General features: G+C 67.9%; 12 protein-coding genes. 7 read left to right on the forward strand and 5 right to left on the reverse strand.

Annotated elements, in window-relative coordinates:
- The first annotated feature begins 34 nt into the window (after window positions 1-34).
- Window positions 35-559, forward strand: a complete 525-nt coding sequence (locus tag ACFXIV_RS29410; protein WP_379398856.1) for a DinB family protein — start codon at window positions 35-37, stop codon at window positions 557-559.
- A 78-nt stretch (window positions 560-637) separates the two neighbouring features.
- Here ACFXIV_RS29410 and ACFXIV_RS29415 read toward each other — a convergent pair whose 3' ends face one another.
- Entirely contained in the window at window positions 638-2,941 is a 2,304-nt protein-coding gene (locus ACFXIV_RS29415) for a LuxR C-terminal-related transcriptional regulator (RefSeq protein ID WP_379398855.1), read from the reverse strand.
- Window positions 2,942-3,097: 156 nt separating this feature from the next.
- On the opposite strand from ACFXIV_RS29415, the gene ACFXIV_RS29420 reads away from it, so the two are divergent.
- A complete protein-coding gene (locus ACFXIV_RS29420; protein WP_379399024.1) occupies window positions 3,098-3,478 on the forward strand; it encodes a hypothetical protein in 381 nt (126 codons plus the stop codon).
- A gap of 3 nt (window positions 3,479-3,481) precedes the next feature.
- Here ACFXIV_RS29420 and ACFXIV_RS29425 read toward each other — a convergent pair whose 3' ends face one another.
- Window positions 3,482-4,399, reverse strand: a complete 918-nt coding sequence (locus ACFXIV_RS29425) for an alpha/beta hydrolase fold domain-containing protein (RefSeq protein WP_379398854.1) — start codon at window positions 4,397-4,399, stop codon at window positions 3,482-3,484.
- A gap of 60 nt (window positions 4,400-4,459) precedes the next feature.
- A complete protein-coding gene (locus ACFXIV_RS29430) occupies window positions 4,460-5,308 on the reverse strand; it encodes an alpha/beta fold hydrolase (RefSeq protein ID WP_379398853.1) in 849 nt (282 codons plus the stop codon).
- 53 nt (window positions 5,309-5,361) lie between these two features.
- Here ACFXIV_RS29430 and ACFXIV_RS29435 point away from each other — a divergent pair, with 53 nt between their 5' ends.
- The 5 genes from ACFXIV_RS29435 (at window position 5,362) to ACFXIV_RS29455 (ending at window position 10,364) form a co-directional block, all read left to right on the forward strand.
- Complete coding sequence (locus ACFXIV_RS29435; RefSeq protein WP_379398852.1) at window positions 5,362-5,976, forward strand: TetR/AcrR family transcriptional regulator; 615 nt, start codon at window positions 5,362-5,364, stop codon at window positions 5,974-5,976.
- Window positions 5,977-6,049: 73 nt separating this feature from the next.
- The gene (locus ACFXIV_RS29440; RefSeq protein ID WP_379398851.1) at window positions 6,050-6,430 is read left to right on the forward strand and encodes a hypothetical protein; all 381 of its coding nucleotides are present in this window, start codon (window positions 6,050-6,052) and stop codon (window positions 6,428-6,430) included.
- Entirely contained in the window at window positions 6,313-7,455 is a 1,143-nt protein-coding gene (locus ACFXIV_RS29445) for a DUF222 domain-containing protein (RefSeq protein ID WP_379398850.1), read from the forward strand. Before ACFXIV_RS29440 ends, ACFXIV_RS29445 begins: the two co-directional genes overlap by 118 nt.
- 675 nt (window positions 7,456-8,130) lie before the next feature.
- Entirely contained in the window at window positions 8,131-9,273 is a 1,143-nt protein-coding gene (locus ACFXIV_RS29450; RefSeq protein ID WP_379398849.1) for an erythromycin esterase family protein, read from the forward strand.
- 44 nt (window positions 9,274-9,317) lie between these two features.
- On the forward strand, window positions 9,318-10,364 hold the full coding sequence (locus ACFXIV_RS29455; RefSeq protein WP_379398848.1) for a hypothetical protein: 1,047 nt from the start codon (window positions 9,318-9,320) through the stop codon (window positions 10,362-10,364).
- 24 nt (window positions 10,365-10,388) lie between these two features.
- Here the strand turns inward: ACFXIV_RS29455 and ACFXIV_RS29460 are convergent, their stop codons facing one another.
- On the reverse strand, window positions 10,389-11,609 hold the full coding sequence (locus ACFXIV_RS29460; RefSeq protein WP_379398847.1) for a bifunctional 3,4-dihydroxy-2-butanone-4-phosphate synthase/GTP cyclohydrolase II: 1,221 nt from the start codon (window positions 11,607-11,609) through the stop codon (window positions 10,389-10,391).
- Window positions 11,610-11,832: 223 nt separating this feature from the next.
- Window positions 11,833-13,659, reverse strand: coding sequence for an MFS transporter (locus ACFXIV_RS29465; RefSeq protein ID WP_379398846.1), 1,827 nt, complete (start codon window positions 13,657-13,659; stop codon window positions 11,833-11,835).

Raw genomic sequence — 13,659 nt, forward strand, 5'->3', positions numbered from 1 at the left:
TTTCCCGGTTTCGGCCCGGCGCTACAGTCCGAGCATGACGTGGACAGCCCCGGACATCACCCGGTCCGCCCAGGTGCTCGTCGGCGACGAGCGGGCCATGCTGCACTCCCTGCTCACCCGCGGCCGCGAGATCCTGCTCTGGAAATGCCAGGGGCTCACCGGCGCCCAGCTCGCGACCCGGAGCGTGGCGCCGTCCACCATGTCCCTGCTGGGCCTGATCCGGCACATGACCGAGGTGGAACGCGGCTGGTTCCGCAAGCGGGCCGCGGGGGAGCCGGTCGGCTACCTCTACTCCAGCGATCCGGGCCAGGGCGCCGACTTCGACGACACCATTCCCGAGCAGGCCGAGGCCGACTACGCCCGATTCCTCGAGGAAATTGCCGTGTGCGACAAGGCCATAGCCGATCTTCCCCTCGACCACACCGTTATCCATCCGCGCACCGGCACCGACCTCTCCCTGCGCTGGATCTACCTGCACATGATCGAGGAGTACGGCCGCCACGCCGGCCATGCCGACCTGCTGCGCGAACGCATCGACGGGGCCACCGGCTACCAGTAGCCCGGGTTTGCCCGACACGCGCACGATCCGAATGTGCCTTCGGCTGCGGCAGATTCGGGCCGCGTGCGGGTAGCGGATCTACAGATTGTGTTCGTGCGCCCAGGCGGCCAGCTGCGTGCGGGAGGTGAGCCCGAGCTTGGTGAGGATGTGCTCGACGTGGGTCTCGGCCGTACGGACCGAGATGACCAGGTCGGCGGCGATGCGCTTGTTGCTGTGACCGGCCGCGACCAGGCGGGCCACATCCTTCTGACGGCGCGTCAGCACACTGGTTTCCGACAGGGTCGCGGTGGCCGCCCGCGGAGCGCGCTTCAGGGCGGGCGGCGGCGCAACGGGTTCCGGCTCGGCGGCGGTGCGGCCGAGCGCGTAGTCGATGGCCTCCTCCAGCGGCAGGCTCGCGCCCGCGCCGAACGCGGTGCGGAACGCCTCCTCGCCCAGCGCGTCCCGGACCTTGAGCCGCTCCTTCTCACCGACCGCGACGGTGATGGTGTGGGCCAGCCGAATCGTGCTGCGCTGCAGGGATTCCGCCGCACCCAGCAGGCGGGCGGCCCGCTCGTGGTCGCCGTCCGCCGAGACCGTCCAGGCCAGCCCCTCGAAGGCCGACGACAGCCAGATACAGCGCTCGAACAGGGCCAGCTCCTCGATGGCGCGGCCGTGGAATTCGGCGGCGGCCTCGAGTTCGCCGCGCCGCCAGTGGTCGATCCCGACCGTCCACAGCGCCAGCCCGCCCAGCAGGTGCGAACCGCTGTCGGTGGTGAGTTCCAGGAAGCGCTGGGCCAATTCGGTGCGCCCCGGCGCCTCCAGCACCATGGCCGCCATGAAAGAGAAGGCGTGCGAGTCCATTTCGATGGCGTGCTGGCCGTGCGTGGCCGCCAGCTCGATGGCGCTCCGCCCCAGCTCCAGTGAGCGTTCGCGGTCGCTGGAGGCGAAGGCCAGCAGCGACTGGTCCAGCGCCACCTCGGCCATGATGTCGGTATCACCCAGGGCGGCAGCCAATTCCATGCACTCGCTCACCAGCCGCGCCGCCGACTCCTGATCACCCAGCAGGGCGGCCAGCGAGGCGGCCGAGGACAGCGCCTTGGCCCGCTCGGCGGTCCGCTCCGGATTGCGGGCCAGCGAATCGGTGAGCCAGCGGTAGCCCTCGGACAGGAAGCGATTGTGCTCCCAGAACGGGCGCAGCACGGTCACGGTGGCCATGGTGCGCAGCGGCTCGTCCTCCAGGCCCGTGCGCAGGGCGGCACGCAGATTCGCGTGCTCGCGGCTCAGCTCCCGGAACCACTCCACGTCTTCCGCGGTCCAGTACGCGGTCTGCCCGCGCATGGCCAGCTGCCGGTAGTGCTCGCGGTGCCGCGCCCGAACCTGCTGGTCCGTACCGCGCTCGGCGAGCCGGTCGGCGGCGAACTGACGGATCGGCTCCAGCATGGAGTACCGGGCGACATCCCCGTCGAAGCGCAGCATCACCACCGACTTGTCCACCAGCCCCGTCAGCGCCTCCATCAGCGACGCGGACCCCAGCTCGCACACCGCCTCCGCGGCGTCGATGTCGAAACCGCCCGCGAACACCGAAAGCTGTTCCCACAGGGCCTGTTCCGCCGCGGTGCACAGGTCGTAGCTCCAGCGGATCGCGCCCTCGATGGTCTGCTGGCGCTGCGGCGCGGTGCGCGGCCCGGCGCTGAGCAGCCCGATGGTGTCGTCGAGACGGTCCAGAATCTGCTCCGGCGTGAACATGCGCAGCCGCAGCGCCGCCAGCTCCAGCGCGAGCGGCATGCCCTCGAGGCGGCGGCAGATCTCCGCCACCACCGGCCGGTTGCCGGGGCCGGCCTGGAAGCCCGGGTTGGCGGCGCTGGCGCGCTCGATGAACAGCTGCAGCGCGTCGCTGTCCTCACCGGCGGTCTGGGGCACGGTCAGCGGCGGCACCGGCATGACCTGTTCGCCCGGTATCCCGAGCACCTCGCGGCTGGTGGCCAGCACCCGCACATCCGGTGTGGTGGCGATGATCCGGCCGACCAGCGCGGCGCACGCCTCGATCAGATGCTCACAGTTGTCCAGAATGAGCAGCAGCCGCTTGTCGGCCAGGAATTCGGTGAGCCGGGGCAGCGGCGCGGTGGATTCGTCGCGCAGGTTCAACGCCTCGGTGACACTCAGGGTGACCAGCGCCGGATCCTGCACATCGGCCAGCTCGACCAGCCATACGCCGTCGGGGAACGCGCGCGCGACGAGGTGCCCGATCTGTCGTGACAGGCGGGTCTTTCCCATGCCGCCCGGACCCAGCAGGGTGAGCACCCGGGTGGTGGGCAGCAGGCGCTTCGCAGTAGCCAGCTCTTCGCGGCGGCCGACGAAGCTAGTTACCTCTTCGGGGAGGTTTCCATTGACACGCCGCGCCATGGCGTCAAACCTATGTGATTTGCCGCATTCTGTGCCAGCAAGCACGCATAAACGCAGCTCGCGGCCGCTGCTGATGTGTGCGGCGATACACTCGGCCGGGTGCCGAGCCGAACGCACCGAGCCCGCCTGGCGGACGTCCACGAATTGGCGGCCGGTATGCCGCACGTGACCATCGAGCACGGGCCCGCGGGCAACCCCGTCTACCAGGTCGGCCGCAAGTCCTTCGTCTACTTCCGGACCCCGCGCCCCGACGCCGCCGACCCGGAGACCGGGGAGCGGTACGACGACGTCATCATCTTCTGGGTGCCGTCGGAAGACGACAAGCTGGCCCTCACCCAGGACCCGGATTCACCGTTCTTCACGACCCCGCACTTCCAGGGGCATCTCTCGGTCCTGGTGCGCGGCAGCCGAATTCCCGAACTCGGCCTGCAGGAGCTCACCGAAGTCGTGCAGGACGCCTGGCTTTCGCGCGCCTCGGCGACCAGGGCACGACGGTGGCTGGCCGAAAACGCGCCGGGTACAGGGAAATCCGGCTGAGGCTCAGGCCGGGGAGGTCGCCGGGGTCAGTGCGCCGCGCAGGACGTCGATGATCAGCTTGCGCGCCTCGGTGCCTTCGGGGGTCGGCGTCAGGGGATAGACGTGGACCAGTTCGGGCGCCTCGTGATAGTCGACCTCGACACCCGCGGCCCGAGCCTTACCCACCATGATCCGGGTGTCGGGCACGAGGATGTCGCGGGTGCCGCAGAAGACGGTGAGCGGGCCGAGTCCGGTGAAGTCGGCGAACAGCGGGCTGACCCGCGGGTCGGTGATCGAGAGCGGGCCGCGCCAGTGGTCGCCGAGGATCAGGCCGCCATCGCGTCCGAGCCAGGGATCCTCGGACTGGACGGTCAGGATCTCCGGATTGCTCAGGCTCAGGTCCAGGGCGGGTGAAATCAACACTGTCCGAGGCACTGCCGGTTGCTGCTCGTCGCGGAGCAGGACTGCCGTAGACAACGCGATCTGGCCGCCCGCCGAATCTCCCGCCAAGCAGACCTCGCCGTACTGGTCTCGATTGGCGCGAACAAGATTCGCGAAGGCGGGGATCACCTGATCGGCGGTGCCGTAGGGGATGAGCGGATAGATCGGCACCGTGACCGTCGTGGCCGCTTCGGCCGCGATATCGGCGGCCAGCTGCCAATGCTGCCGGGCGACCTCATTGACCCAGCCGCCGCCGTGGCAGTACACGACATTGCCTCGGGCGCGGCCGGATCGGGGCGTGAGGGTGTAGATCGGCCAGCCGTTCTCCCGGCGCACCTCGATGGTCACATCCGCACGCAACAGGCGCGGCGGGCCGTACGCCTGAGGCCGGAGGCTGCGCTCCCGAATGTGCTCGCGCGCACCCTCGGCGCTGATGAACGGCCGATTGGCCCGGACGACCCGCAGATACGCGGGCACCGCCCGACTGAGCAAGCTGGGCATCAGCGCCTCCCGTGCGGTAGTCCGTCTCCGGCCTCGACCATACCGAATCGGACCAATGCCCTAGCGGTGTTCGATGACCGCGCCGGTGAGGAAGGCGGACATGGCGGCGGCGACGGCATCCGGCTGATCGAGCATCGACAGGACGTAGGCATCGTCGATCTCCACCAGGCGCGCCTTGGGAATCAGCTCGGCCAGGCGGCGGCCGTGCTCGCGCGGCATCACCTTGCCGGCCGACGACCACAGGATCAGGGCCTCGCCCCGGAAGTCGCGCAGCGCTTCGGTATTCGCGATGAGCTCGGCTTTGTTGCGGCGGGATCGGGCGTAGGCGAGCAGATCACGCCGAATCCGCTTGTCCCGCAGGCCGGGATCGGTCCAGCCGCGAATGATCTCGTCGCTGAGCGGATAGCGTGCCATCCAGCCGAACAGCAGCGGTGAGGAGCGCAGCCACCGGACGCGTAACTGCTTGAGCGCCATCGTGATTCCGCCGGGCAACGCCGCGCCCACGATAGCGGTCTTGCCCGGCAGACCGGGTGGGAAGTTGGCGAAGGCCTCGCAGGGCAGCACGATCAACCGGCCGACACGCTCGTCTAGGCCGTAGGCGGTGAGGAAGAGCCCGCCGCCCCAGTCGCTGTGCACCAGGGTGACGTCGCGCAGGTCCAGGGCGGCAAGGAAATCCGCGATCAGCTGATTGAGCCCGCGCAAGGTCAGGTCCGTGCCCTCGCGCAAGGGCTCCGGATGCGACCCGAGCGGCAGATCCGGCAACACGTACCGGAAGCCCGCGGGCAGCTTGCCGATCACCTCGTCCCACACCGTGTGGTTCATCAGCAGTCCGTGCAACAGCACCACCGGTGGCCCCTCACCCCGCTCGGCGTAGTGCACCCGTCCCGCACTCAGTTCGACGGCCGGCATGATATCTCCCCTCTAGAGCATACGCTCTAGTGCGTTTGCTCTAGTCTGGACGGGTGAGCGAGAAGCTGTCAACCACCACCCGGGATCGCCTGGTCACCGCCGTCGCCGAACTCATGCGGGTCCAGGGCTACAGCGCGATCACCGTCAAACAGATCACCTCGGCGTCGGGCGCCCCGATGGGCTCGCTCTACCACCACTTCCCCGCCGGAAAGTCGGCCATCGCCGCCGAGGCCCTCCGTGTCTCGGGCGCCGCCTACATTCAGCTGCTGCCACTCCTGATGGACGCCCACGACGACCTCCGCGAAGCCGTCCCGGCCGCCTTCGCCGCCGCCGCGGAAACCATCGAGCAGGCCGGCTGGATGAACATGTGCCCGGTCGGCACCGTGGCCGGGGAAGTGGCCGACAGCGAACCCGGAATCCGTGACGTGGCAGCGGAAGTCATGAACTCCTGGATCGACGAGGGCACAGGCTATTTCATCCGCCGTGGTCTGGAAGCGGCCGACGCCCGGGAACTGATGATTGCGATTATCGGTGCGCTGGAAGGGGCTTTCATTCTCAGTCGGACCCTGCGATCGACAGAGCCGCTATTGGCCGCCGGTAAAACGATGGGTGCCCGTGTCTCGGAAATTGTGAAAAGGCAAGGGATACTGGACATTTCGGGTTCCTAGCATGACCATTCGGCGGTAAAATCAATGCATGAATTCGACAGGGGTGACACTCGACGCATGCGGTATAGCCGAATTGGCAGCCGCCGTCGAAACCCTGTCGAATTCCGTCCTGCACGGCAACCTCACCCCGTTCTCCGACGCTGATGTCGTCGAGTTGATGCAGCGCCTGGAAACCTGCAAACGCCAACTGTCCGCGTTGGATTCACGCCTGATCATCGAAGCTGCGAATCGCTCCTTGCCTGAAACCAGCGGAGCCGGGGAACTGGTGCCGTTCCTGCGCCAGACATTGGGATTGTCGAGGTACGACGCGTCGGTGCGGGTGAAGATCACCCGCCAGTGCGGAGAGTTCTTCAACCCACGGGTCATCTGCGTCCGGCTGCGTTGGCGGCGACCGCCGAAGCGTTTGAGGCAGGCGACATCTCGCGTGATCATGTTCGCAACATCATCGACGTGATGAACCACCTCCCCGCCGACATCCCCGCCGAGACGCGCGCCGAGGCCGAAGACATCCTCGTCGGCCACTCGCGGATCGGGTGGCCCGATGACCTGCCCAAGATCGGCCGCGACATCCTTGCCCGTGTCGACCCGGACGGCAAGGTCGTCTCCGACGCCGACCGCCGTCGCCGCCGGGGCCTGATCCTGGGTCGTCCCGGGGTGGATGGCATGTCGTGGATCGAGGGCTGGATCACCCCCGAACTGCGGGCGCTGTTGGATGCGGTGTTCGCGAAGCTGGCGCGTCCGGGTATGTGCAACATCGACGACACCGACAGCGTCGCCGCCACGGTCAAAGTCGTCGATTCCAAGGTGTTGGAGGCGGCCGCCCGCCGCGACCGCCGTGATGCCGGTCAGCGCACCCACGACGCGTTGTTCGCGCTGCTGCAGCCCGGAGTCGACCCGGCCAAGCTGGGTTCGCATCGTGGTTTGCCGGTGCAGGCCATCCTGACCATGTCCGTCGCTGATCTCGAGCGTGGGACCGGGGTCGCGACCACCGCCTCCGGTGGGCACGTCTCCATCGACGAGGCATTGAAGATGGCCGAGGGCACCCGCCCGGTGCTGGCGGTCCTCGACGCCGACGGGCTGCCGCTGTACCTGGGCCGCTGCGAGCGACTGGCCACTCCCGCCCAACGGTTGGCCCTTATCGCTCGCGACAAGGGCTGCACCCGACCGGGATGCGATGCGCCCGCATCGATGTGCGCGGTGCACCACATCACCGACTGGGCCAAGGGCGGCCCCACGGATCTGACCAACCTGACCATGGTGTGCGATCACTGCCACGCACTGGTCAACGACAGTCCCGACGGCTGGAAAACCGTTGTCATGGGCAAAGATTCCCCTTACAGGGGGCGGACCGGGTGGATTGCCCCGAAACGTCTCGACCCCACCGGCACTCCGCGCGTGAACGACAGACATCACGTGGGGCAGCAGGTCGCCGCTGCCATCGATTCCAGTTGCCGGAGGTGGGGTTCACGGGCTGCATGATTCCCGGCTGCTCGTGTCGAGCTGGCGTGCGCAGGGACGGGGAAGTGTGGTCGTCTCGCCTGCCCTACCGGACTCGAGCTGACGCCAGGTTGACAGCCGCCACCCGCCGATCCCGGCCCACGGACTGCACCCATCACCTTTCACAGACAAACCCACCGCCAACTACCCACCAATCACCGAACCACCCACGGCCACAGTGATAATCCCGCCACCACCACTGCGACCTGCACCTGCGTCGACAATCTCAACGACCGGCGCGATCACTCCTCCGACCGCCACCGTCACCAATGATCGGCGGTCACGGCGAAGGGTGAAGCCCACCAGGCGATAGTCCGATCTCGGACAGCACACCCCGCCTCAAACCCTCACCCCGACATCGACCCTCCCACGCTCACCACACCATCGCCTGCCTGAAGGTCGATCCTTTGGCTTCACAACCGATCCGCACTGTCCCCCAACGAGCCCAAGCCATCACGTGGCGACACCAACCCCGTGATCCGAGCGAATACCTCCTGCAGCAACCCCACATGCGGCTTCAAAGGTGAGGGGGCTGGAAGGTGCAGGCGCGGACGTGAGCCCGACCCCTCCCTTCTCCAGGCATCTTTTGTCTTTTGGTTTTTGGGTTTTGCCTTTCGGGCTTGACCTGAACCTTGGTCGAGGTTGGAGAGTGGGGTCATGCCGACCGAAACCACACTCAGTGCAGCCCCTTTCGATGCCACTACGATCGACACCCTCGCGCAGTCGCTGTCAGCCGCGACCGTGGTCGGGATCGGCGAGTCGACGCGTTTCGCTCAGGAGACGTTCGCGCTTCGCGACGAGTTGTTCCGGAATCTGGTCGCGCACCACGGATTCCGTACGCTCGCTGTCCAGGACAGCGCCGATGTCGGCGAGACCCTGGATGCCTACGTGCGGGAGGGCACGGGGACGGCGGTGTCGGCTCTCGAACTGGCCTGGCGTCCCTGGCGTACCGCGGAGATGGCTGCGGCACTGACCTGGATTCGTGAGTTCAACGAGGCCCACCCCGGCGATCAAGTGCGCGTCATCGGCGTCAAGCCGGCCCAGGCCAAGCCGGAGGATTACGACGCCGTGCTCGATGCGGTCCGGACCCAGGCTCCGGATCATGTGGCCGATCTCGCTGCCCATCTGGAGCCCATCCGTACCGCCCACACGCTGGACGAGCACGTCCAACGTGCCCGAGGCGTCCACCCGGGCCGCCCGTTCCTCGACCACGCCCGCGACGCCTCGACGCTCCTCGCCTCGATCCCGGACATCAGCGAAACCGTCCGGGCCCGAATGGCTCTGATCGAGGACTTCCACCGCCACAGCGTCGCGGGCCGCGGCAGCTACGCGGGTGAAGCCGAACTGTGGGCCTCCTCGATCATCGGCCACTACCAGCGCACCGGACTGCGAACCGTGTACTGGGACGGCATATCGCATGTCTCCGCCGATGATGCGGCCCTGGGTCTGGCCCGGGACCAGGTCTCCCAATCCAGTGTCGGCAGCGTTCTCCGTGAGCATTTCGGACGCGACTATGCCCCGGTGGCCATCGGCTTCCACCACGGCAATGTCGGTGTGGCCGAGATCCCCGCCCCCGCACCGGATTTCCTGGATGCGACGCTGGGTGAGATGGGCCTTCCGCAACTCTGGCTCGACATGCGCACCGCCCCGATCGCAGCCCCCGCCAAGATGCGCGTGATCAGCGGCGTCTACGACCCCGTCCGGGATGCGGACGAGCACTTGGCGATTCGCGACCTGTCGAAGGCCTTCGACATTCTCGTCCACATCCGGGAGGTGACCCCGGTCCACTGGCTGCCGTGAATCCCACGGCCATCCGATACGTCCCCGTCACATACGCTGCCGCGGTGAGCGAAGACCTGAGTGAAGACGTCCGGCACCCGACGGAAGAGCAACGGCGGCAACGCAATGCGGAGGCCAACCAGTGGTGGGCGCGGAACTACGGACGCCGCGTGGAACTCGGTAGCTTCGGTCAGGCCATGTCGGTATTGCTGGCCGCCGAACTCGATACGTGGTCCCGGACCGAGATCGACGGCGTCTACGCGAAATTGGGGTGGGAATCGACCGGCGACGCAGCTGCGCTGACTGCGGAAGGCGCAGCGCTCGTCGCGGTCGAGACGCCGCATTCGATCACGGCGCCGGGCTTCGGATACGGGGAGATCAAACAGCTCCTGCTGTCGTACCCCTGTCCGCCCGCGCTGGTCGATCACGTGTTCACGACCGCGCTGGCCGAGTGCATCGGCATCCTCGGCGAACCGGATCTGGTGGGCGGCCCCGGCGCCCTGGCGATCTGGCTGCGCCCCGACGAGATCGTGACGCTGGGCCGATCGATCCGCCCGATCGAGGTGAGCCTGCGGGTCGAGCCGCGCGGGCCGCGTACGGTGGAGCGCGAATTCGACTGGGAATACGACGAAGACCACCGGCCCACCGAGTGCTGGCTGGCGTGGCCGGACGAGTCGCGGCGCACGGAGGTCGGCGCCCTCGGCTACAAGGAGCCCGACGCACCGACCCTCGACGAACTCGACGACCACATCGACCGGTTGTTCCTCTCCCTGGCGGTGGATCTCCCGGTCCTGCATCCCCTGGTGCCGCACGCGATCTGGGTTCTCACCCTGGCCGACGAGCCGGAGTGGGTGGCGCAGGGCTTCTTCGCCTCCAACGCCCAGTCCCGCCTGGAGGTGCGCGAGGAGGGCGGGGTGCGCGGCCAGATGTTCAACCACGGTGTCGCCTCGGCGCGGCAGATCGCGGCGGAGACGAAGGCGGCGATCCATCGGTCGGGCGCGAAATATCCGTCGGACTTGCGGTTTCAGGCGTGGCTGTCGCCCTCGAAGCCCGGGCTGCAGGCCTTCCGGCTCGGATTGCAGTGGGACGAGTGGGAACCGGAGGACACCTGACGCCCGCGCTACCCCGGGATGCGGCTACCCGACCGCGGGGATATGGGGGAGCTGATGGCTCATCCGATCGCGCTTGGTCGCGAGGTAGTGCACATTGTGCTCGGTCGGCTGGGTCTGCAGGGGGATCCGCGCGTGCACCGCGATGCCATTGGCCTGCAAGCCCGACTGCTTCGCCGGGTTGTTGCTCAGCAGGCGCACCGACCGCACACCCAGATCGGCGAGGATGCGGGCGGCGGCGCCGTAATCGCGGGCGTCGATGGGCAGGCCCAGGCGGACGTTCGCGTCCACGGTGTCCGCGCCCGCGTCCTGGAGTTCGTAGGCGCGGAGCTTGTTGAGCAGGCCGATGCCCCGGCCCTCCTGACCGCGCAGGTAGACGATGACGCCGCGCCCGGCCTCGGCGACGGCCTCCAGGGCGGCGTCGAGTTGCTCGCCGCAGTCGCAGCGCAGCGAGCCGAAGGCGTCGCCGGTGAGGCATTCGGAATGCACTCGGGCGAGCGTGTTCTCGCCCGACGGATCGCCCTGGACGAGGGCGAGGTGTTCCGCGCCGGTGTGGGCGTCGGAGTAGCCGTAGACGCGGAAGTCGCCGAAGCGGGTGGGCAGCCGGGTCTCGACCTCGCGGATGATGCCGTGCTCCAGCTGCTTCCGATGCGCGATCAGGTCGGCGATGGAGACGAGTGGGATACCCCATTCCCGCGCCATGACCAGCAGCTCGGGCAGCCGCGCCATGCTGCCGTCGTCGGTGACGACCTCGGCGATGACACCGGCCGGACGCAGCCCGGCCAGCCGCATCAGATCGACGGCGGCCTCGGTGTGGCCCGGACGGCCCAGCACGCCACGGGGATTCGCGCGCAGCGGGAACACGTGCCCGGGCCGGGAGAGCTGGGCCGCGGTGGTGCGCGGGTCGGCCAGCAGGCGCATGGTGCAGGCGCGGTCGGCGGCCGAAATGCCGGTGCTGACACCGGAAACGGCATCCACCGAGACGGTGTAGGCGGTGCCCTTGGGATCCTCGTTGATCGAGGTCATCGGCGGCAGCTGGAGGCGGTCGCAGTCCTCGCCGGCCATCGGCACGCAGAGCACCCCGCTGGTGTGCCGCACCAGGAACGCGATGTTCTCCGCGGTCGCGTGCTCGGCGGCCAGGATCAGATCGCCTTCGTTCTCGCGGTTCTCGTCGTCCACGACCAGCACCATGCCGCCGCGGGCCACCGCCGCCACCGCGGCTGCGATCGAGTCGAGTTCACCGGTCATCGTCGACCACCTCCTCCGGCCGCACGGGCTGGCGACCTATTTCCAATCGAAATATGACGAGTGCGGAACAACGAGGTGAGGTCCCGCTCAGCGGTCAGGAAAGTGCGGTCAGTGCACGCTTCGGGTCATAGTGGTGACGGAGTTTTCCAGTACGCCACAACGGCCCGGAGGCGAATCGCCACCGGGCCGTTGTTCATTCGGTTGTCAGTGCCTCACACGAGTGTCAATGCGCGGCACCACCGGTGGCCGGGGTCCGGCCGTGCTTCATGATGAGCGCTCCGATCAGTGCCACCGCGGCCGAGATGGCCACGAAGTAGAAGCTGATCTCGTAGCCCTTGTCGGCGTAGAGCAGCGGGATGTCCTTGGTGACCGGCGCCTGGCCCGCCACCGACACCACTGCCTTGACCGGATTCGCGGTCAGGAACGCGGTGGCCACCGCGAGGCCGATACCGGCGCCCATGGCCTGCATGACGCCCAGCATGCCCGCACTGATGCCCTGCTGTTCCGCCGGAACGCCTTCCACTATCAGGTTCGGCGTGGATGCGTAGTACAGCGCGAACGCGATGCCGTACACCGCGCTGATCAGCGCCTGCGTCTGCCAGCCGTGCGAGAGCGCCGCATAGGCCAGGCCGCCGCCGACGAAGATGACCAGTGCCGTCACCAGTGGCCAGCGGGCGCCCGAGCGGCGGATCCACAGGCCGCCCAGGAAGCCGAAGATCATGGCGATCAACGATTGTGCGAGGGTCACGTGGGTGGCGTACTTCAGCAGCGAGAAGTTGTCGCCGTAGCTGTAGCCCGGCTGCAGATCCACCTTGACCATGTCCGGCGGCAAGTGCTGGTACACCATCTCCGGCGGGACCTGCGCGTTCACGACCTCCGGTGTCACCTGCGCATTCACCGTGTCCGTCAGCTTCTTGACCACATCCGGCGGCAGGTCCATGCCCGGCGGCAGCGCAGCCTTGGCCTGTGCCTCGGCCGCGGCGAGCCCCTGCGCTCGTGCCTGAGTGAGAGCCTGGGCCTGTGCCTGGGCCAGGGCGCCGGCCTTCACCTGATCCCAGGTGGCGTCCTTGACCTGCGACACGACCTGATCGGACGGTGGCGACTGGGTCATGTAGCCGGTCGCGTAGGACTGGTAGCCGATCATGAACGAGGCCAGCAGGCCGATGAACAGCACCACGCTGACGCGCGGGTTGAACAGCAGCTTGATGTCCATGATCGGTTGCTTGGCACGCATTTCCACGATCGGGAACAGGGCCAGCAGCACCAGGCCGCCGATCAGCCACGCCAGCGTGGAGGGCTTGGTCCAGCCCCAGTCCTGGCCCTTGTCCAGGTACAGCAGGGTGAGGGTGGCGCCCGCGCCGAGCAGCACCGCGCCGACGATGTCCAGGCGCTGCGGGGTGCGCAGCTTCGACTCCGGCACCACGATGATCAGCAGCGGAATCATGATCACGGTGAAGACGAACAGGAACCAGAACAGTCCGCGCCAGCTGTAGTGATCGGTGATGTAGCCGCCGATCAGCGGACCGGCGAGGGCGGATACGCCCAGACCCGTGGAGGCGATGCCGAGGCCGACGGGAACCAGCCTGCGCGGCATCAGGTCCCGGATCAGGCCGTAGGACACCACGGTCGTCGCGATGGCCGTCGCCTCCAGCGCGCGGCCCACGAGGAACACCGCCCAGTTGCTGGTGACGGCGCACAGGGCCGTGCCGATGAGGAACAGCACACCGCAGACCAGGAACATCTTCTTCTTGCCCCAGATGTCGCTGAGCTTGCCGATCAGCGGGGACACGGCGGCGCCGAAGATGCCGAAGACGATGATGGCCCAGTTGATGTTCGCGCCCTGGTCGGGGAAGGTGGGCGCGATCTGTCGCAGTGCCGACGCGACCATGACGTACTGCATCGGGGAGACCTCGGTGAACAGCACGATGACCGCGAGGACCGACCAGATCCTCAGATTCGAGGCGCCGTCGAGGCGCCCGGATTCGTTCGGCGCGGGACTCGGTGGTGCCGCGGTGTCGACGGAGGTGGCTCTGTCGTCGTTCAAGGACAT

The sequence above is a fragment of the Nocardia sp. NPDC059236 genome, from assembly GCF_042754085.1.
Classification (GTDB): Bacteria; Actinomycetota; Actinomycetes; order Mycobacteriales; family Mycobacteriaceae; genus Nocardia.